Here is a 21,521-nt window from a genome sequence, read left to right as displayed (position 1 = left end):
ATTATTTATTAATATTATAAAATTAGGAATATTATATTTGTTCACTCTACTTATTTAAAATTTACTTATTTAAAATTTACTTATTTAAAATTTACTTATTTAAAATTTACTTATTTAAAATTTACTTATTTAAAATTATATCTAAACCATCTAAGGCATAAAATTATTTTGTTTTAATAATACTAATGATTATTTATTTTTGCTGTGAGATTATATTTCATTTATGAGTATAATATGAAAAAATTCCTATTTCTGTACTTGTTTCTTTGTGTTTTGGAACTGAACGCTCAAATTACACAGGAATATATTCTTTCTAAATATGAGAGTAAAGTCGATAGCCTTATCAAAATTATAATGGAAGACGATACATTTTACAATCGTCTCGGTTACTTGTGTGATGTATTTGGGCATAGGCTCAGTGGTTCGGAAAATCTAGAACGTGCACTTGATTGGCTGTATTCGGAAATGAAAAAGGACGGTTTGCAAAGTGTTGCAAAAGACAGTGTTTGGGTGCCTCATTGGGTTCGTCAGGAGGAAAAATGCGAACTTATTTATCCAATGCAGAAAAAAATCCCGGTTATGGCATACGGCGGCAGCATATCTACCCCAAAAGAAGGAATTGAAGCCGATGTTTTAGTTGTAACAAGCTTCGAAGAACTCAAAGCAAAAGCTGATTTAGCAAAAGGAAAAATAGTTGTATATAATGTGCCATTCATTAGTTATTCTCAGGCGGTGCCATTTCGATTTCGTGGTGCTATAAATGCAGCAGAAGCCGGAGCGGTTGCAAGCCTTGCTCGTTCAGTTACTCCTCAAAATAATTCGCTGCACACAGGAATGATGATTTACAGCGATGATGTCAACAAAATACCTCACGGAACGCTAACCTCCGAAGATGCTGATTTGCTCTATAGACTGCAAAATCGCGGTATTACTCCTCGTTTGCGATTAACTTTACTTAATGAGACATTGCCAGATTTTTTGTCTTGGAACTTGCGGGGCGAGCTTGTCGGTTGGGAGCATCCGAACGAATATATTGCCTTAGGTGGGCACATCGATTCCTGGGATGTTGGCACTGGTGCTCACGACGATGCCTGTGGTTGCGTTGCTGCTTGGGCTGCTGTCAAGTATATCAAAGATGCTGAGCTGCGCCCGCGTCGCACTCTTAGAGCGGTAATGTGGGCAAATGAAGAAAACGGCGTCCGTGGCGGTAAAGCCTATCGCGACCAACATTCTCATTCCCCTCATTCTCTTATGTTCGAGTTTGATGCTGGCTGTTTCCGTCCTTGGAGAATTGGCTTCTCCGGTCCAGATACTATATTCTCGATTGTTAAGTTTTTTGAGCCGCTGTTGCAAAAAATAGACAGTATTTCTGTTGTAACAGGTGGCGGTGGAGTAGATATTGATCCAATGGTCCGCACCGGTGTCCCAGCAATGAGTTTGTGGACCAATAGCGAAGGCAATTATTTTCGCTATCATCACTCTGAATGGGATACTTTCGACAAAATTGTAGCGCAGGATTTCAAAAAATGTATTGCTGCAATTGCTGTGGCAATATATCTTTACGCCGATTTACCTGTTGATTATTTAAATTTCATCAAGCAGGCAACCCACTAAGCACTTTTTTTGCTAAGATCTCATTGTATCTTTTCAGCAGCCATTCGCCCGCCGGGTGAATTCGTTTGACTGCTTCTTCATCGGTGCGTCCCCAGTGGTCCGAAGCGCTCAGCTTATATAAATCATATATATTTATTCGCTTGCTAAGCCTCAATATCGCTGCGTCAGAAACATCTTCTCTGTTTTTATACAACTGTATTGGTTTTAGATGCTCCATTATATATGCCGAAACAAAAGGAAAAAACTCGCTTAATCCTAATTTGTTGAGAAATGAATTTGTCGGCGGCAACCCCATCAAATCATGCAAAGGACTTTTTATCCTACCTTGCTTCATAATCGTAGCGTATGGTTTTCCAAAATCGTGGCAAAGCGCCCCAAGCATAAATGATAAAGCATCTTTTTCCGTTTCATAAGTGCATCTGAATTCAGCTGCAACATCGATTACCATTAAAGTATGGGTCCAGACACTTCCCTCGGGATGCCAACTTGCATCCTGACAGGTTACAATCAAAAAATACAATTCAGGAAAAGAATACAATTTATTATTTTTTTTTAAGTATTCTAAAAAATCCGATGGTTTTTCTGAATTAAGTAATATACTTATAAAATCATTAGCCAAAATCTTCATCTCAATTGATTATTATTTAAAATAAATTTCAACATAGAGAAAATATATTTTGCAATTAACATATTTTTTGTTAGATTTTTAAAAATTCGTTAATAAGTTGTTTAGTAATATTTGAAATATGTCGTATTTTACACTACAATATTTTAGACATTTTGAAGAATTTATAAATTTGGAGGGTATTTAGTATGTCAAAAGGCGGCGGAGCAGGGAAAGTATATTTCGTACTTTATCTTGCCGTTGTATTGGAACTTCTGATTATCATCGTTGAACGTGACGAAGCAGAAGAGCATCTCCACAGAAAACAACAAGAAACAATGAAAATTGTTGAAAGTATTCTTACTCAACTTCAATCCGGTGCCGGTACCGAAGGAATTAACACTCGTCCACAGGACGAAATCACCATTACTCCTCCCGGTATCAATATGCGTGAAATGATTGGCTCGGACATCAAATCCTATCGTCGTTACAGCGTGGAAGTCGGTGTAACCGATGTTACTACTGCTCTCAAAAGGCGTGAAGGCGAAACCGACAAAGAACACGTCGAACGTTTACAGAAACTTGTTGAACTTGCAAATGTTGCGGAACTGCAATATCAAATCTTCTACAGCGGTAGTCAGGATCCAACTAGTGCTCCTTTGTTCCAAACCGACGAGTACATTAAAAAGAATAATATAGATTTCCTTAAAATGCAGCCCGGACAAAAGTTTCCCGGTCCCAATGGCGAAGATTGGGAGCTCCTCGCTGTTCGTCAATTAAATTTGGACTCTAAAGCAACTTTCGATAAACTCGATTTTGCAAATTTAAAATCTACTGCTGATATTTCTCCTGTCTATCCAAAAAGCAACGAAGTTATCATAGGTCCTTCGTATGCACCACCAAACTTATCCCAGGATAGTGTATTTTTCTATTCCGAAACTGAAACAAGAAAACTTGCAACTGCAAGTGGTTTAAATAAACGCTCATTTATTGTTAATTTTCAGCCACCAAGCAGAGCAGGTTGGTATAAATTGCGTTTCTCTTCGCGCACTAATCGTATCTTAGGTGTTCGTTCCGATCAGAGCGCTGCCGATATTAGCGACGATGCTACTGTCAATATCGGTACCGTTCAATTGACTGTGCGCGACCTCAGAAAAGTGCTCAAAGAACTTCAAAATAACCTCGAAAAATTCAACCTTCCTGACGCAGAAGAGTTTATTAGAACTCGTGATATGGATAAATTCAATCAGAAAATTCAGGCTGCAATTGAAGTGGCTATGTCCGACCGCGAAGCAACCGAACTTATTGGTAAAATCAGATTGTTTAGCTACATTGCTCAGTTGCTCGCTCCGGGTATGTCCTCCAATTTCGATCAGAATCGCGGCAGCATAGAATTTAACGTTCGTGTAATCACTCCTAAACCAAATATTGCAGAACCTACAATTAATATGGCCGCTGCGATGTATTGCTTCGATGCTGTTAATCACGTCTTTGATATATCGATTTCTCCTTATCAGCCCGGTCAGAACACTGTTACTGGCAACGTGCTTGATAAGAGTGGAAATGTTGTCTCGAGAATTACTTTCAGAGCATTGGATGAACTTCCAGGCTCTGGTGTCCCGACACCTCGCCAAGGCGAAAAACGTGATTATCGCGGTACTGTCGAATCAAAACTTTCACCGGGTGAATATAAAATCGAAGTTGTTCACAATTTACAATCCCGTCGTGCTACTCAATCAGCTACACTTGGAATATTTAGAACTGGTCTAACAGATGAAAGTGAGCGTAAGATTGTTAATACTATCGATGCTTATGCTTATTATGGTGGTTCGCTCCTGCTCGATGTAATACCTGAATCTGGCAACAAAATTGCTGCTAACCAGTTCCGTATTTATGCTTACTTCGACAATGATATGCAAAAGCCACCTGTCGAAGGTCTTGCAATTACTCGCAATATGAATTTCGTCTATACTCCTGATAAAGATAAACTTTCAATCCGTGTTACCTGGATTCAACCAGCCTCGGGTGTAGAAGTCGAACTCTTCCCAACTCGTACATTCGAAATTAAGCAAGAACCAGCTTCAATCAATACACGCGATATGAGAGTTGAAATTTCAGGACAACCGCAAAGAATCAAGATTTCTATCAAGGGAATCAGAATTTCTAAGCCTACTACGGGCGTCGAAGGCACTTTGGCTACAGTTCGTGCCGAAGCTAAAACTATTTCTGAAAAGACTGGAACTCTCAACGCTTACGAACTTGCTGCCGGTCCGGAAATCGAGGATGCGGGCGACGGTACTTATAACATTAACCTTGAAATGTCCGGCAATTTGCCACGCGGCGAAACAAAAATTAAAGGTACTTTGACAATTCCTGTTAATGTTGTGGCAATTAATCCGATAAATAATAAACAATCGCGTTCAAGTGCTCAAAGAGTTACTATTAGCATCGATTATTCACCTGAACGTGGCGGTCCAAGACGTAGATAATTCTTATATTCCTGAGCGGAGACTTCGACGCCTCCGCTCAGGCAATTGAAATAAATTTATTATTGAAATTAAGATTTTACAAGGGATATAAAATGATGAAGAAATTATCATCGGTATTAATTCTAAGTATACTTTTGGGGGTCGCTTTGAGCTTTCAATCTAATGCTCAAATTGATGAATCTTTCCGCATCAAACTCGAAAGTATTTTAAACAAATTCAAAAATTACAGATTTTCAACTATTTCTATTTATCGTATCAAAGATATTGGCGATATTCGCAAAGCAATTCGTGCACAAGACGAAGCGCTTACCCGTACAGTTGCTGTTGCAGACGAAGCTTGTGTCAAAAATGCAGATAGAACTATTGTAGACTTCGTACGCTCCCAGGTTGAAGCTGGTGCAAGCGACATCGCAATCAAGCAAGGGATGCTCTCTCGTGGTTATGAGGTCCCTGATGATATCGATTGTATCATCCAGAGCTTGCAATCGCAAGGTCAATCCATTGCGACTGTTCAAAATGTTTATGTTGTTACTACTCGTATGGAACGCGACCAAATTGTTCCTTCTTCTATCATAGCTATGCTTGTCTCCTACGACAGCGAAGATGATATTGAAAAATCTTTACGACAAGTGCCTCCTCGTAATGTATATACTAATCCAGAACTTTTCTCTTTCACTCTCGACGAAAATGAGTACCGTGCTTTCAATATGTACGAACTTATTGTTACAGCTTTCCGTCAGGGTAACGTTGAAAACAAAACTCTTGAAGCACAGGGTTTTGGCACTTTCAAAAAATTTGCTCCAAAAGTTTACGGTACTTCTCAATCGCTTGTCAAAAACGAATACGAAATTACTCCTTTCGATGTGCAAACATTTATGAGAATTTCCGACGGACAACCTCTTGATTATGAACTCCGTAAAAATGAATTGATTCTTAGCTCCGACTTGATTAGCTGGCGCCACTACGAGCAACCTATGATTGTCTATTCCGATGGCTATGTTGACACTCTTTCTACTGTTACTAACCAAAGCTTGCCTCAATATGGTGTTGAGCTTAAATACGGTATAGACGAAATCAACTACCCAAGCTTATGGAGCGAAAGATTAACCTTATCCGCTATCTGGGAAAATGTGAAACTTGGTTTCATTCTGCCTACATCTGGCTGGGCATCGCTTTCGAAAGACTTCTATAATGTTGATAGAAAATTGACTTCTGGAAGTATTGGTATCTCTGCATCAGGGGATTTCCCAATAAAAGTGATCCCTCAAAGTGGTATCTTTAATTTCACTTTCGGATACATTTTCGGTGATGCAAACGAACCTGATTACAAAAATCGTAAAAAGAGCATAGATGATTATACCGATATTGCTGCAATGCGTAATGCTTTGTTCAATGATGAAGATTATATGATTAGATTTAATGCTTCTCTGCACTATACATTCGGTATTGCTATTGATGACGATTATTGGCTGCGTTTTGGGCTCGGCGGAACAACCTATACCGCTGATAGATGGTATAATAAAGTTATCGAAGACAAAGAAAATGATATTATTAAAACAAAATATGTAAAGAAGTCTTCTGATAATGTTACGGGCATTAGTGCTAGACTGGACTTCATGGCAAAAAATGCTCGTACCCCGTATGGTGCTTCTATCCAGTACTTTGATGAATCAATCTTTGCGAATATCTGGCTTTCTGTTCCAATTGTTCGCAATCGTGTTGCTGTTCGTTTCGATGCAAAAGGTTATTCCGCCGCTATGAAAGGCAAACTTCGCGATTGGGAACTTAACAGTGTATTTATGCCAACCGCAAGATTAATTTTTACTTTTTAATTAAGAAGATTAGTTAAATTAAATAGAAAGAATACTATGAAAAGATTTTTCTTGACAGTTATCTTAGCAATCGCAGCACTGAGTGTTGTTAATGCTCAAACAGGCAGAATTACTAATGAAAGGGAAATAGTTGATTCGCTTACAACTATCGACCCCGAAATTATTAAATATTTCCCACGCTGGAAGGTCTGCGAACCTGACCTACAAATACAAATTTATCAAACTTTTCTCTTTATGGGGTTCAGTAAAAGTGATTTAAATGAGCAAAACATGGAAATTCTTGCTGCTCCCCGCGAAGACGAACGTGACCCTTTCGAATTACTTATGATTAATTGCGGCAAGGCTTCAATGAATGCTGTTCAAATTGAATATTATATGGGCGATAAACTTGTCCGCTTCCTTACTGGTGAGTATGTTTATCAAGGCAAAGATAGAGGCTTCCCTGCTGATGTCGCTCGCAGAGACTATTGCTACACCGAAGTTCCTATCGAATATCCTTTGCAAGCTTCGCAAGCAGAAGTTATCCTCGATTATATAAAACAACCAACAAATGTAAAACAAGCTTTTACTGTGTCGCTTTTCGAACAATCTCTCAAAGTTGGTGCTACCGGATTTTGGCTTCGCTCAATAGTTGGCTCCGACCACATTGGCTATCCATTCTGGTCCGCAGGCGAATCAAAAATCATTCTACAAAGACCATTGTACGTTAATAGCGATTATGCTACTCGTCAGGGTATCCCATATCTGATAAATGCATATTTGGGTGGTGGCTATCGAATGACTTCCGGATTAGGCGATAATGATTTGTTTTCGTGGGTGCCAGAACGCGTTTTGAACGCTGCTCCCGGCGGGAAATTAATCGCAGGATTTGATTTCCATATGCCTTTCCATCCAGCATTAGGATTTGCTTTTACCGCTGAAATTCCTCTCGAAAAACTAACCACCTATGGTGTCGATAGAACTACTTACGGAACCTATGTCCCTTCGCATTTCGACCAAATCCAGTTTAAAGAAGGTGATGTCCGTTCCGATATTTCAACAATTGCTGCTGTTGCCCCTGTTATCCGTTCTACTGGATACGCAACAGTTTTCTACAACTGGTGGCTCGACAAAGCAAACCCAGAAAATTATTTCCGTTTCGACCTTGGTCTTAATTATTCAGAAATTCGCGAAACTGCACTTTACCACTACCCAAATACAACAAACGGACTAAATTATGAAATTACTGCTGAAAATGTGACTGGACTTAAAACATACAAACCAAAGGAATTTGCCGACTGGATGTTTGCCAAAGTTGAATACCGTAATCAGGCAATTTTTCCATTCGGTGCAAGCATACAATACTCTAATCAGATTATGCTAGGACGCATCTGGTTGCCACTGTTTAGCAACTGGTTCTATCTCGAAGCTAAATTTTCTACTCCTTTGCGTAACGAGCGTCCTTATGAAATCAAAAACTTCTTTATGATTTCGCCATTATTGAGAATTACAATATAATTTCGTGTATTTCTATAATTGCCCCACTGTATTTATTCAGTTGGGGCAATTTTTTATGTATAAATAAAATAAAAGAATTAAGATGATTATTAAAAAATCAATTTATTGTCTATTAATTTTTGTATTTGTTGCATCTGCTTTTTCACAAGATAAGTTCAATCGAATTGAACTATTGCAAGAAACAAAAGTAGAATCAGCCCGAAAAGAAATCGAAATATCTATCCGAAACGTTGATATTTCGAAATTCCCAGAAATGAGAGTTGTTATCGAAGCTTACAACAAGCTCGGTGAGCCAATCGATACTCTAACTTCTGATAACCTTTTCGTTTTTGAAAAAGGCGTTCCTAAAAAAGTAACAAAAGTTGAAAAAATCCCTGTCGTTGATAATGTTTTGGTTGATTTTATTTTTGCTATCGATATTACTGGATCGATGCAAACTTATATTAATCAAGTTAAAGATAATATAGCAGATTTTACTAATAATTTAGCTAAACGTGGCATAGATTACAGATTAGGATTAATTCTTTTTGATGATGATATAAATAAAGTATTCAAACCTACTAATAAAGTTGCTGACTTTATTGGTTGGTTGGCTCCGGTTCGTGCGTTCGGCGGTGGCGACGAAAAAGAAAACGCTCTGGAAGCACTCGACGAAGCTACTCGTTTCCGTTTCCGTCCCGATGCTGTTCGTTGCGTTGTCCTTATTACAGACGCTCCTTATCATCAAGCTGGTGAAAAAGGTATGGGTTCCACAAAGCACACTACTCAATCTATTACCGAAAAACTTATTAAAAACGATATCAGAGTTTTTAGTATTGTCCCACCAAGATTAAAAAATTACGAACTCATCTCCCGCACTACGCGTGGTGCTGCTTTTGACCTTGATTTGCCTTTTTCTAATATTTTAGATAATTTCTCTAAACAACTTACTAATTTGTATATACTAAGCTACCGTTCAGACGAACCTGTTATCCCTGATTCAATTGAAATTGCTCTCTTTAATCCTACTGAAAATAAACTTGTTAAAAAAGTTATCCCAATCGTTGAACTTGGACGTAAACTCATCATCGAAAATCTTTTGTTTAAAACTGCCCAATATAACTTACCTGAAGTTGTCAAAGAACTCGATATTCTTGCAGAATTTATGCTTAATAAACCCAACATTTCGATTATTATCGAAGGGCACACCGATAACGTTGGCACTGATCCATTCAATGATGCACTTTCCCTAAAGCGTGCAGAAAGCGTAATGAATTATCTTGTTACAAAAGGCGTCGATAAAAACAGAATGTCCGTTGTTGGCTATGGCAAACGTCGTCCAATCGCAAGTAACAAAGATGAGTTTGGCAAACAACTAAACCGCCGAACAGAAATTGTTATCATTACTTCTCCAGAACAAAAAAACTAAATTTATACTTTTTGTTTTGATTGAAATTTTAAATAGTTAAATATTGATCAAAAGAGGGGCAATCGTTTATAAATGCCCCTAATTTTTTAGCTACAAAATATTTTACGATCTGTTTTTTCCCCTACTCTAAAACACATTTTTTGTAACTTTTTATTATATTTGTAATATGAATGATAAGATAAGCATATTAATAGCAGCAGGTGGCACCGGAGGACATCTTTTCCCCGCAGTTGCTGTTTGCGAGCAACTTAATGATATTACCGGTGGTAGATGCGAGTTTTATTTTGTCGGCAATTCTAATAAAATTGAAAGTAGGGTTGTGCCGTCTCTTGGCTATAACTTCCATCCTATTAAAATTATGGGTATAAAGAAATCACCTGCTGTACTTTTGCTCCCGTTTCAAATTGCAAGTGCAATTAATAAATGTAGAAAGCTGATACGTGAAAATAATATTTCTGCTGTCATCGCAACTGGCGCTTATCTGAGCTTCCCGCCCGGTTACGCTGCTAACTTGCACAAACTACCTCTATTCTTGCTCGAATCGAATGTTCGTCCGGGAAAAGCAATCAAATCTCTTTGCAAATATGCTACGAAAATAATCACTTCTTTTGATGAAAGCATCAATTACTTCGATAAATCATATCATAATAAAATTAGTGCTCTCGGAAATCCTATTCGCAAACAATTTTTGGACTTTCCGAACAAAATCGATGCCCGGAATTCCTTTGGTATTCCGCTCGATATGAAAACTATCTTTATTTTTGGTGGGAGCTTGGGGGCGTCCTCTATTAATAAAGCTGTCGAGAAGCACCTTGATAGCTTGCTCGAAAGCGGCTATTTCGTTCTCTGGCAAACCGGCAAGAACTATCAATTCAACGGTGCTAAACACAAAAATCTTATTGTTAAAGAATTTATCGACAATATAGCTGATTACTATTCAGCTGCCGATTTGGTTGTTTGTCGTTCTGGTGCTACTACTGTGTGGGAAATTACTGTTGCAGCAAAACCCGCAATTTTAGTCCCACTCCCGTCTGCTTCCAACAACGAGCAGCTTTTCAACGCTGAAATACTCAAGAAAAACGGTGCTGCTGAAATTATACTGAACAACCAAATAGAAACTAAACTTTTTGAAATAATCGATACGATTTTTTCTGATGATAAATTAGAGCAAATGTCCGCTGCTGCTCGAAAACTTGCCCGACCCAATGCAGCACGTGATGTTGCTCTGGAAGTATTAAAAACAATTGGCTATGAGTTGTAATATGAACGATTTAAACAATATTGAAAAAATCTATCCTCAGAGACTCGATTTCTACTATCAGACAATCGCTATCGATGCTATTGTCCTTGTGTTTTATAGTATTTTGAGAGGCACAATCGAAGGCGGATATATGACAATTCGCCTGCTCGACCCAATAACTATTTTGCTTGCGCTGTTTATCGTCGTTGCTTCTGTTTCCTTGTTCATTAATTCCATCAAACGAAGATTTATTGTTATCGGCAACGATTATATTGTTTTCCGTGTTGGGAAAAAAGAAAAAAAGTACAAATTTTCAGAAATCGAGAGAATTATCATTAAATATGAAAAATCAATTCGTATTCGCTCAAAATACAAAATTGCACTGGTTAAACTTCCAGAAAGAAAACGCTACCTACGTCTTCGCTTCTCTACTTATCAAAACGAGGACAAACTATCCGAAGATATTGAAAATATCAAGAAAAGTATTGAGAAATAAGCCTATCTTGGCGGGTTTTAATGCTTGTTTAATCTAAATACATAATAATTGCCAAAAATTTTGCTTAACAGGTAATTTTCTCTTATATACTCATCCAGGTTGCTTTCGCCAATTATTTTCTGTTTCTCACTTTCTTTGTCGTAATAAAGAACTAAAACATGGGTTTTTTTGCTCTTCAACTCTGCTATAATTTCATCTTGAATACTTGCTTCGGTTGCCTGTCCTGGATGAAGTTCGTGATATTTCGTCGCAGGATAGCGATTTGTAAGGTGGTAAAGCATAATATCATTTATGAATATTTTTTCGTGGTATAAAACACCCGAGTATAAATATTCACTGCGGTCGAATATTTGCACGTATTCGATAAGGTTGTTGTAGTTTTCTGCTTCTTCTTTGGGCAATTTGATGAATTTAGAAAAATGCGATTTTATTTCCGATGATTTACCCGAATATAAGTAAATCAATGATTGTGCCTTCTTTGCTATTGGCGGAAACGAAAAGAAAATCAGTAGAAATAATAAATAAAATTTATTTGCCAGATTAAGCCTTACCATAATTGACGTAATCATCATCGTGATTATCAATAATGATGGTAAAATATGCTCATACCCCGAACGAACCATTCCTTGTGCACTAAAAATTAGGGAAAATAACGTTATTGTTACGAAGAATTTGCTTTCGCTGCTGATTTCTATTTTCGATTTTATTATTAAATAAAACAAAGTGCCAATTAATACAAATGGTAGATAAAATATAATAGAGAGCCATAAATTATATACTCTGCTTCCAATAGGAACGTTCTCTTCAAAAAACACAATAAATGGATTTGGGAAAGGAAGTGAACGTCCCACACCAAATTTTTCAAAAACAAACTTGTATGCGTATTCAAAATAGTCTCCCAGCGCCCCAATTTTAAGCAGTATAAGAAAATACAAACAAAGAACAAAAAGTAATGTCATAAGATAAATCAAATACTGCTTTATGCTCTTCTCTTTTAATATCTTATTTTCAAATATTGCAACACAGATTGTGGAGGCAATTGCATAAATTCCGAAATCGTGTCGAGTTGCAAACAGCAAAACATTCAAAATACCAATAATTATATAATCCGAATTGCTTTTTTTATTCAATAGATAGTAAATCATAAGAAAAGTGAACAATAATGCCAGCGGGATTGCTCTACCATAAAACGGCGAAAGGCTCAGAAACATCGCGGCTGCAAGAGTGCCAAGATATGGATTGATATTTTGCGATTTAATAGTTTTATAGATAATAGAAATACTGATACTATTCAACAAAATTGTAAACAGTCTAATTACAAAGATCTCGCTACCGAAAAGTTTTATCCACAAACCCAATACATAATACCACAGTGGCGAATATATGGTCCAAAAATCTCGATATGGAACTTCGCCCATCAGAATTCGTTTGGCACCAACTATTCCAATTCCTTCATCGTATATATTTAAACCAAAATTCGCTCCAATCAGAAACCAGGCGAATGCTGAAAAAAACACCAAAAATGTTGAAATATAATTTTGCCGCTTCATTCGAACAAAAGAATTTAGTTGAATTATTTTTTTCATTTTTCTAAAATAAATTATTTATATTAAACTTCATTAAAATTTATTTGAACAGAATTATTTAGATATATTGGAGAAGAAAATGAAGCCACTTCATTCATTTGTTGTTACTGCTAATTTGCCAGCACGCATTGCAAAGCTCAAGGAACTCGCCTACAACTATTGGTGGTGCTGGAATTCTGATGCTCGCGAGTTGTTTATCAGAATAAACAGAAGTCTTTGGGAAGAAGTCAATCATAATCCCGTGCTTTTGATTAACAAAACATCTCAGGAACAATTGAAAAAGTTAGCCGAATCGCAAGATTTTGTCAGCTACCTTGATTATATTCACAGCAAATTCATTTCTTATATAAATGGGAATACCTACTATAAGTCCAAACATATTTCAACTGATGGTGTAATTGCATATTTTTCGATGGAATACGGAATAAACGAGAGCCTCCCTAATTATTCTGGTGGTCTGGGTGTGCTTGCTGGCGACCATTTAAAATCCGCAAGCGATCTTGGTTTACCACTCGTCGGTGTAGGACTGCTTTATCAGCAAGGCTATTTCCGTCAAAGAATTACTCAAAATGGCTGGCAAAACGAGCAATATATCTATAATGATTTCTTCTCGCTGCCGCTTACAATTGTTCGTGGTGATGATGGCGAACCACTCAAAATCACTGTAAAATTGCCCAAAGGAAATGTTTTTGCTCAAATCTGGAAAATTAATATCGGCAGAATTTGCCTTTATATGCTGGATACCAATATCGATGATAACCACGATATTGAATACAAAGATATTACCGACCAGCTCTATGGCGGCGACCGTGAAACTCGTATCCAGCAAGAAATGGTGCTTGGCATCGGCGGTATGCGTGCTCTCGAAGCTATGGGAATTAATGCAGAAGTGATTCATATCAACGAAGGACACGCTGCATTCGCCCTCTGGGAAAGAACAAAGCAGCTTATGAAAAAATACAACCTTGATTTCCGCTCTGCAAAAACTTTATGCAAAGAAAGCTCGGTTTTCACTACCCATACCCCGGTGCCAGCTGGCAACGAAACTTTCGAACTGTTTAGAATTGAGAATAATTTGCTTTATTTTAAAGATGAATTTGGCATCTCTCGCGAAGAACTTCTCGAAATGGGGCAAATCGGTTCTTTTAATCCCGAAGGCGATTTCTCGATGACTGTTTTGGGGCTGAAAATGACTTCGTATCATAATGGAGTAAGTAAATTACACGGACGGGTTGCCCGAAAAATGTGGCACTCTCTATATAAATGTTTCCCTGAAAATGAGGTGCCCATCTGTGGAATTACAAATGGCGTTCATACCCAGACCTGGATAGCACGCGAATTTGCCGAACTTTTCGATAGGTATCTTTCTCCAATTTGGCGTTCTGAAACCGATAGGGAAGACATTTGGCAGATGATATATTCTATACCATCAGAAGAAATTTGGCGCGAAAAGCAACGCCGCCGTGTTCGACTTATTCTTTTTGCACGTAATTATCTCAACACAAAACAAAAACACTCACTCCCGCCCGACCAAGTAAGCAAAATAAACGAATTGCTCAATCCGGACACTCTGACTATTGGTTTTGCCCGTAGGTTCGCTACATATAAACGTGCTTTGCTTCTGTTCAAGAATATGGATAGATTAAAGCAAATCCTGACCAATCCAGAACATCCAGTGCAAGTGGTTATCTCCGGCAAAGCTCATCCACACGATATTCAAGGCAAAGAAGTAATACAGTCAATTATCCAGCGTGTTCGCCAATGGGGACTCGAAAAACATGTCGTTTTTCTCGAAGACTACGATATGGTAATTGCACGTATGCTTGTCAAAGGTTGTGATGTATGGCTCAATAATCCTATTCGCCCGCTCGAAGCAAGCGGAACAAGCGGTATGAAAGCTGCAATAAACGGCACTCTAAATTTCTCAATCTTAGATGGATGGTGGGACGAAGGATTTAATGCTCAAAACGGCTTTGCTATTGGCACTGGCGAAGAGCACGACAATAGCCCAGAAATGGAAAATATCGAAGCAGATATGCTCTATGATACTCTCGAAACCGTTATCGTTCCAATGTTCTATAAACGTTCGGCAAACAAAGTACCCGAAGAATGGGTGCAATATATGAAAAACTCTATCGCAACTATTGCAGGGCGCTTTTCCACTCATCGTATGGTGCGCAACTACACCGACCAATTTTATCTGCCTGCTGCCGAAAAATACCGCACTCTCGCCGAAAATGGTGCTGCCGAAGCAAAAAAATTCCAGGTGTGGAAAGACAGAATTCGTATGCATTGGCAAAATGTTGATATTCTTCAAGTCGACTTCGAACATAAACGCGATTATTACGTTGGGCGTAAAGTGCCTATCTCGGTTAAAGTTAAACTTGGTGAAATTCAACCTGATGATGTTTCCGTTCAAGTATATTATGGTTCAATTGACCACCACGGCGAATTCCAAAATGCTGTCGCAGAAGAACTTCTCTATGTGAAAACAGAAAAAAATGTTCATTATTTCAGTGGCAGCTACATTTGCCCCGATACAGGTATGCAAGGATTTACTATACGTGTTCTTCCAAAACATAAATATCTTGTTCATCCTGCTGAAATGTATCTTTGTAAATGGGCTAATTTGAAGTAGTATTTTGCTATGAAATTATATAGAAGGAATTCATTATTGCTTAATAAATTGAAACTGCCCATAATGTGTGGCAGTTTTTTATTTTTCTTATCTTACTATAGAAGGTAAAAAACTTCTATTTCATTATTACACAGTAGATTATAAAAATATTTATAACTAATTAGTTGTTTGATTAATACTCTGTTAAGTAAGTTAATTCTTTTTTAAGTTTTTATTTTTTCATATCTTTGTATGTTTTACGAGAATAATTAACTATCATAAAGGACATACTGTGGACGTTTTTGAAAAATGTTTTGCCTTTACTCGTGCTGATGAAGTAAAAGCTCAGGGATTATACCCATATTTCCACGCTATCGAAGAAAACGAAGGACCAGTTGTTTCTGTCTATGGCAAGAAAATGATTATGGCTGGTTCGAATAACTATTTAGGACTTACTGCACATCCAAAAGTAAAGGAAGCTGCCCACAACGCAATCAATAAATACGGAACCGGTTGCTCCGGCTCGCGCTATCTGACTGGCACACTCGACTTGCATAATGAACTGGAAGCAAGACTGGCTAAATTCCTTGGAATAGAAGCTGTTCTGCTGTTCAGCACGGGCTTCCAAACAGCTCTTGGAATTATCTCTACTATTGCTCAAAAAGGCGATGTGATTATCTCCGACAAGGAAAATCACGCTTGTATCGTAAGCGGTGCGATGATGGCAAAAGGTGCTTTTGCTGAATTCAAACGCTACAAACACAACGATATGGAAGATTTGGAAAAAGTCCTTCAGTCAATTCCCGATAGTGCCGGCAAATTTATCGTTACCGATGGTGTCTTCTCAGTTACAGGCGAAATAGTAAACCTTCCTGAATTAGTTGCAATTGCAGAAAAATATGGCGCTCGCGTCCTTGTCGACGATGCTCATTCAACTGGCGTAATTGGAGTAGGTGGACGAGGTACTCATAGTTACTTCGGAATAGATGTCAAGCAGAATCTTGTTATGGGAACATTCTCGAAAACTTTCGCTTCTCTCGGCGGCTTTGTTGGTGGTCCCGAACGTGTTATTAATTACTTGAAACATAATTCTCCTGCTATTATTTTTAGTGCCAGCCCAACTCCTGCTTCCTGCGCAGCAACTCTTGCTGCACTCGATATTTTGGAAGAGCAGCCCGAACTTGTCGACAAATTAATCTGGAACGCAAATTATATGCGCGAAGGCTTCAAGCAATTAGGCTTCCATATTGTTGAAAGCAAAACAGCAATCGTTCCTGTAATTGTTGGACAAGTCGAGATAGCTTTCGTTTTTTGGCGTAAACTATTCGACAAAGGTGTGTTCGTCAACGCATTTATTCCGCCAGGCGTTCCACCTAATATGAGTATGATGAGAACTTCATATATGGCTTCCCATGAAAAAGAACATTTGGACAAAATTTTAGAAGTATTTGCAGAAGTTGGAAGAGAATTGGGGCTTATTAGTTAAACAAAAAAATTAAATATTTTATTCCATTTTATGCAAATATAATTTTGCATTATAATATATTTTTTGATTTTCAACAAATTTTTTCGTAATTTTGCATATAATTTTTGTTCTTTTTCATAAAGAGATTTAATATGGCCATAAAAAGAAGGTCTCGTAGAGCTAAGTACATTACTCTATACTCTCCCTTTTTAATGAAAGAAACCAAACACGAGCTCATCGGCGAACCAATCGAAACCGAAAACGGACGCCAGCAATGGGCAAGATGCACCAGAAGCCGCCACTCCCAACTTGTTAATTTGGATGCAATCGAACAAGACCAGGATAAGTCCAAAGCCGTTATTCATATTACACGTGAGGATGCAAAAACATACACACCTAAAAACGAATATAAAATCGGCGACGTAATCTATCACGAAGTGTGGCAAGATGTCGGCATTGTTCGCAAAAAAGAAGTTACTAGCAATGGTGGCCATTCAATCATCGTTCAATTTGAAAAGAACAACGAAAAACGTCTTATCGAAAAATTATCATAAATATGTTGAACTAAATTAAATCTGCGCGAAAGGTAGGTGAAAAATAGCAGTGATAGGCGTAACTCTTCAAACTAATGAAAATATCGACCGCGCTTTAAAACGCTTTAAGAAAAAATATGAGCGCTCGGGTATTCTACGCGAGTTCAAAAAAAGAACAGCTTATGTGAAGCCTTCGGTCGAAAAACGTATGTCGCGTATTAAAGCCGCTCGTCGTCAAAAGAAATTATCACACGAAATGAATGATTAATTCTGTTCTTAAATTTTCGAAAGGCTGCTCGTTTAGAGCAGCCTTCTTTATATTATAGATTTCAATTCACGTATTAATTCCTTTACCGATACTTCCCAATTTAGACGTTTTTCGTACTCATTGCGTGATTTATAAGCCGCTTCTTCGTAATTGCTACGATTTGCTCCAATCTCAATTATTTTTTCAGATATATAATTTACGCTTTGCTCATAATTCAAATAATCGAACAAAAAACCATTATTATTCGGATTTATTATCGTTGGCATTCCTCCATTATTTGCTCCAACAACAGGTAGTCCGTAAGCGTTCGCTTCACAAAATACAATTCCATAGCACTCAGCAATCGATGGCATAACAAAAAAATGCGCTTTCCTATATAATTCCTCAATTGTCTTCATATCATTGGGATTGGCTTTGTTAAGAAATCCATAGATTTTGATAAAATCATTGCTTTCATTTATTTCAGGTTGGCAACCGATTATATGAAGCCGCACCTTTCGCCCTTTTTGATTTATTTTGTGGGCTATTTCCAAAGCAGTCCTGCCACCTTTTCGCTCGAAGGCCACTCCTACAAATAGTAATTCAATAGCATCAAAGCTCTTATTTTCAATATAACTTGCTACTTCGCTTTCTGCGGGTGGATTATACAAATTTGCCCCGAACGGTAAAACCTTTACTTTATTCTTATCAGCACGGTAGAATTCTACTGCTCCCAATGCAGCCCATTCCGATGCAAAAAACATTCGAGATGCATTATCAATGCTTTTTTTCTCTAAAAATTCACCTTCTCGCAGCGTAGTCGCCGATAAATTCGAATATTCTGGATAGTAATTCACAAGCTGACGAAAAGTCGCATCAGCCCAAAATGTTGCAGGTACTTCGCATTTTAGCATAGAGATTTCAAGCGAACCAAGACTTAATAGAACATCCGGACGATACTTTTCTATAAGTTTCTTAGCTTTTTCTGCTGCCCTTTGCATTATTCGACTTTCACGTAATCGATGATGATTTTTCCCTATTGCCTTGTAATATAACGACTTAATCTTATACGATTCATCAAGCATACTCCCAATATCGTCAATCGGAACAAGCTCTATACCCATTTTTTCAAGTTCTCGGCGTATGAAATAGATAGAACCCGACCACGCTCGAACGTCTTTAGAATTAAAATATGATAAATACCCAATTTTCATTGCATTATACCAAAATTATCTTCCCAAATTAAGAATAATTATTGAAAATTAATAGTTTAGAAAATCGTCTTCATCTTATTAAGAACTAATTTGGGAATAGTATGAGAAAAAAAGTTTTACTGACAATATTAGACGGTTGGGGAATTGGCGATGGTAGCCAATCTGACGTTATTAGTGTTGCCAATACACCATATTGGGATCAATTAATTGCTAATTATCCAAACTCGAAATTGCTTACTTGCGGAGAAAATGTTGGTCTTCCTGATGGGCAAATGGGCAATTCCGAAGTTGGACACTTGAATATTGGTGCTGGACGCATTGTTTATCAGGATTTAGTCAAAATCAACAAAGAAATTCGCGAAGGAAAAATAGACAAAAACCCTGTTCTTGCAGATGCGTTTAAATATGCCAAAGAAAACAATAAAGCTGTTCATTTTCTCGGTCTAGTTTCCGATGGCGGTGTTCATTCACTCGACAAACACCTTTACAAATTATGCGACCTTACAAAAGACTATGGTTTAGAACGTGTATTTATCCACGCATTGACCGATGGACGAGATACCGACCCTCGAAGCGGCTATGGCTACATTAAAAACTTGCTCGATCATCTTGAGCATTCTAACGGGAAAATTGCCTCTCTCTGCGGCCGGTATTACACAATGGATAGAGATAAACGTTGGGAACGCATCAAACAAGGTTACGATTTAATTACGAAAGGAATTGGTAAACCTACAACTGACATCCTCAAAGCAATTCAAGAGTCTTACGACGAAGATGTTACTGATGAATTTATTAAGCCAATAGTTTGTGTCGATGACGGTGGAAAACCTATTGCGGTGGTTCAGGAAGGCGATGTCTTTATTTGTTTCAATTTCCGAACTGACAGACTTCGCGAAATTACAATTGCACTTACTCAAAAAGATATGCACGAATACGATATGCATACTATAAATTTATATTGTCTTACTATGACACGATACGACGACACTTTCCAGAATGTTCACGTAATTTATGATAAGGAAAATGTATCCAATACCTTGGGCGAAGTTATTTCCAAAGCAGGATTTCACCAACTGAGAATAGCCGAAACCGAAAAATATGCTCACGTTACATTTTTCTTCTCGGGTGGGCGAGAGGAAGTTTTCGAAAATGAAGATAGAATTCTAATCCATTCTCCAAAAGTCCCTACTTACGATATGAAACCCGAAATGAGTGCCTTTGAAGTGAAAGATGCACTTGCCGAGCAACTTAACACCCAGAAATATGATTTCATTTGCTTGAATTTTGCTAATGGTGATATGGTAGGGCATACGGGAGTTTATGAAGCAATTCGCAAAGCTGTCGAAGCCGTTGATACTTGTCTTGCGGATGTTGTCGAAATTGCTCGAAAAAACAATTATATCGTGCTAATTCTTGCTGACCACGGTAACGCAGACTACGCAAAAAATCCAGATGGCTCACCAAACACAGCTCATTCTCTCAATCCTGTGCCTTTCATCGTCGTTTCTGATGAATATAAAAAAGCAAAAGATGGTATTTTAGCCGATGTCGCCCCAACTGTTCTCAATATTATGGGGCTTGAAATTCCAGAGGAAATGACAGGCAAAATACTAATTGAATAAATTCACAAGGAGGTGATTTTAGTGGAATTTAAAGATTATTATAAAATATTAGGCGTCGATAAAACTGCAACTACTGACGAAATCAAGCAAGTATATCGAAAACTTGCTCGTCAATATCACCCTGATTCGAACAAATCTGACCCAAATGCAGAAAACAAATTTAAAGAAATTTCCGAAGCTTATCAGGTACTTTCGGATCCTGAAAAACGCCGAAAATATGATAATTTAAATAATTCCTTCAATCGCCATCGTCAAACTGGTGGTTCGAGCGACAATTTCGATTGGGCAAGCTGGTTCGCCGAAGCTCAGCAATCTGCGGGACGCCGCACACGTTCCACTTACCAGACGGTTGGTGATTTCTTTTCTTCTGGTGGCGGCTTGTCTGACTTCTTCGAACGAATATTCGGTTCGGGGTTTTCTTCGCGTCAGGGGTTCAAGTATCCACCTCAACGTGGCGAAGATGTAGAAGTAGAAGTTGAATTAACATTAGCTGAAGCATTCAATGGAGCAACTCGGCAAATACAGGCCAATGGTAAAAAAATAGAAGTAAAATTCAAGCCTGGTATCACTGATGGGCAGGTAATGAAAATAACTGGGCAAGGAGGCGACGGAAACTACGGCGGGCAGAAAGGCGACTTGCTTGTTAAAGTTAAAGTGTTGCCCCACAACAAAGTTGAGCGACGCGGAGACGACCTTTACTTAGATTTACCTGTTGATTTATTCACTGCTGTTTTGGGTGGTTCCGCTAAAATCAAAACTTTCAGTGGAATGGTTAAAGTTACTATTCCGCCAGAAACAAGCTCTGGTAAAGTCCTTAAGCTCAAAGGATTGGGTATGCCTAAATATAATTCTGATGGCGAACGCGGTGATCTTTATCTCAATGTTCAGATTAAAGTCTCCAAAAATCTAACAGACGAAGAAAAATCTCTTTACGAAAAGTTGCGACAATTACGCAAAGAAAACACTATCAAAGCATAATCGATTTTTATTCTCTATTTTTCTTCTTCAAAAAACAAGGCTGCCCTTGCGCGGCAACCTTTGAATAATTATATTCTTC

The 21,521-nt window shown here is 37.9% G+C and carries 16 protein-coding genes; 13 read left to right on the top strand and 3 right to left on the bottom strand.

Annotation, left to right across the window (positions count from 1 at the left end; all coding sequences use genetic code 11):
* The first annotated feature begins 234 nt into the window (after positions 1-234).
* Positions 235-1,614 carry a M20/M25/M40 family metallo-hydrolase gene (locus tag AC6QZF_RS06855; RefSeq protein ID WP_499799139.1) on the top strand — a complete coding sequence of 460 codons (1,380 nt, stop codon included), beginning with the start codon at positions 235-237 and terminating at the stop codon, positions 1,612-1,614.
* Here the strand turns inward: AC6QZF_RS06855 and AC6QZF_RS06850 are convergent.
* A complete protein-coding gene (locus AC6QZF_RS06850) occupies positions 1,595-2,242 on the bottom strand; it encodes a hypothetical protein (RefSeq protein WP_499799138.1) in 648 nt (215 codons plus the stop codon). The two genes, AC6QZF_RS06855 and AC6QZF_RS06850, sit on opposite strands and share 20 nt — an antisense overlap.
* A 185-nt stretch (positions 2,243-2,427) precedes the next feature.
* On the opposite strand from AC6QZF_RS06850, the gene AC6QZF_RS06845 reads away from it, so the two are divergent.
* From AC6QZF_RS06845 to AC6QZF_RS06820, 6 genes are all read left to right on the top strand, one after another.
* Entirely contained in the window at positions 2,428-4,707 is a 2,280-nt protein-coding gene (locus AC6QZF_RS06845) for a hypothetical protein (RefSeq protein ID WP_499799137.1), read from the top strand.
* Between the two features lie 92 nt (positions 4,708-4,799).
* Positions 4,800-6,539 (top strand): hypothetical protein, encoded by a 1,740-nt coding sequence (locus AC6QZF_RS06840; RefSeq protein WP_499799136.1) that lies wholly within the window; start codon positions 4,800-4,802, stop codon positions 6,537-6,539.
* A 36-nt stretch (positions 6,540-6,575) separates the two neighbouring features.
* Complete coding sequence (locus tag AC6QZF_RS06835) at positions 6,576-8,036, top strand: hypothetical protein (protein WP_499799135.1); 1,461 nt, start codon at positions 6,576-6,578, stop codon at positions 8,034-8,036.
* Between the two features lie 82 nt (positions 8,037-8,118).
* Positions 8,119-9,444 carry an OmpA family protein gene (locus tag AC6QZF_RS06830; protein WP_499799134.1) on the top strand — a complete coding sequence of 442 codons (1,326 nt, stop codon included), beginning with the start codon at positions 8,119-8,121 and terminating at the stop codon, positions 9,442-9,444.
* Positions 9,445-9,610: 166 nt separating this feature from the next.
* The gene (murG, locus tag AC6QZF_RS06825) at positions 9,611-10,705 is read left to right on the top strand and encodes an undecaprenyldiphospho-muramoylpentapeptide beta-N-acetylglucosaminyltransferase (RefSeq protein WP_499799133.1); all 1,095 of its coding nucleotides are present in this window, start codon (positions 9,611-9,613) and stop codon (positions 10,703-10,705) included.
* Position 10,706: 1 nt separating this feature from the next.
* Positions 10,707-11,180 (top strand): hypothetical protein, encoded by a 474-nt coding sequence (locus AC6QZF_RS06820; protein WP_499799132.1) that lies wholly within the window; start codon positions 10,707-10,709, stop codon positions 11,178-11,180.
* A 17-nt stretch (positions 11,181-11,197) separates the two neighbouring features.
* On the opposite strand, the gene AC6QZF_RS06815 is transcribed toward AC6QZF_RS06820, so the two are convergent.
* The gene (locus AC6QZF_RS06815; RefSeq protein WP_499799131.1) at positions 11,198-12,766 is read right to left on the bottom strand and encodes an ArnT family glycosyltransferase; all 1,569 of its coding nucleotides are present in this window, start codon (positions 12,764-12,766) and stop codon (positions 11,198-11,200) included.
* Between the two features lie 79 nt (positions 12,767-12,845).
* Here AC6QZF_RS06815 and glgP point away from each other — a divergent pair, with 79 nt between their 5' ends.
* The 4 genes from glgP to rpsU all read left to right on the top strand — a co-directional run bounded on the left by glgP (position 12,846) and on the right by rpsU (position 17,649).
* Complete coding sequence (glgP, locus tag AC6QZF_RS06810; protein WP_499799130.1) at positions 12,846-15,404, top strand: alpha-glucan family phosphorylase; 2,559 nt, start codon at positions 12,846-12,848, stop codon at positions 15,402-15,404.
* Positions 15,405-15,675: 271 nt separating this feature from the next.
* Positions 15,676-16,869 (top strand): aminotransferase class I/II-fold pyridoxal phosphate-dependent enzyme, encoded by a 1,194-nt coding sequence (locus AC6QZF_RS06805; protein ID WP_499799129.1) that lies wholly within the window; start codon positions 15,676-15,678, stop codon positions 16,867-16,869.
* 131 nt (positions 16,870-17,000) lie between these two features.
* Complete coding sequence (locus tag AC6QZF_RS06800) at positions 17,001-17,402, top strand: hypothetical protein (protein WP_499799128.1); 402 nt, start codon at positions 17,001-17,003, stop codon at positions 17,400-17,402.
* A 49-nt stretch (positions 17,403-17,451) separates the two neighbouring features.
* Positions 17,452-17,649 carry a 30S ribosomal protein S21 gene (gene rpsU / locus AC6QZF_RS06795; RefSeq protein WP_491814523.1) on the top strand — a complete coding sequence of 66 codons (198 nt, stop codon included), beginning with the start codon at positions 17,452-17,454 and terminating at the stop codon, positions 17,647-17,649.
* A gap of 47 nt (positions 17,650-17,696) precedes the next feature.
* Here the strand turns inward: rpsU and AC6QZF_RS06790 are convergent, their stop codons facing one another.
* A complete protein-coding gene (locus tag AC6QZF_RS06790) occupies positions 17,697-18,842 on the bottom strand; it encodes a glycosyltransferase family 4 protein (protein ID WP_499799127.1) in 1,146 nt (381 codons plus the stop codon).
* Between the two features lie 101 nt (positions 18,843-18,943).
* Between AC6QZF_RS06790 and gpmI the strand changes: the two genes are divergently transcribed.
* Together gpmI and AC6QZF_RS06780 are read left to right on the top strand one after the other, a co-directional pair.
* Positions 18,944-20,464 (top strand): 2,3-bisphosphoglycerate-independent phosphoglycerate mutase, encoded by a 1,521-nt coding sequence (gene gpmI, locus AC6QZF_RS06785; protein ID WP_499799126.1) that lies wholly within the window; start codon positions 18,944-18,946, stop codon positions 20,462-20,464.
* A gap of 21 nt (positions 20,465-20,485) precedes the next feature.
* Complete coding sequence (locus tag AC6QZF_RS06780; RefSeq protein WP_499799125.1) at positions 20,486-21,442, top strand: DnaJ C-terminal domain-containing protein; 957 nt, start codon at positions 20,486-20,488, stop codon at positions 21,440-21,442.
* Positions 21,443-21,521 lie beyond the last annotated feature (79 nt).

This window comes from Eximiradius sp. (assembly GCA_937127445.1).
Lineage (GTDB): Bacteria > Bacteroidota > Ignavibacteria > Kapaibacteriales > UBA2268 > JAKIZO01.
The sequence above is the reverse complement of the archived record's forward strand: the minus strand, read 5'-3'. Positions and strand labels throughout refer to the sequence as shown.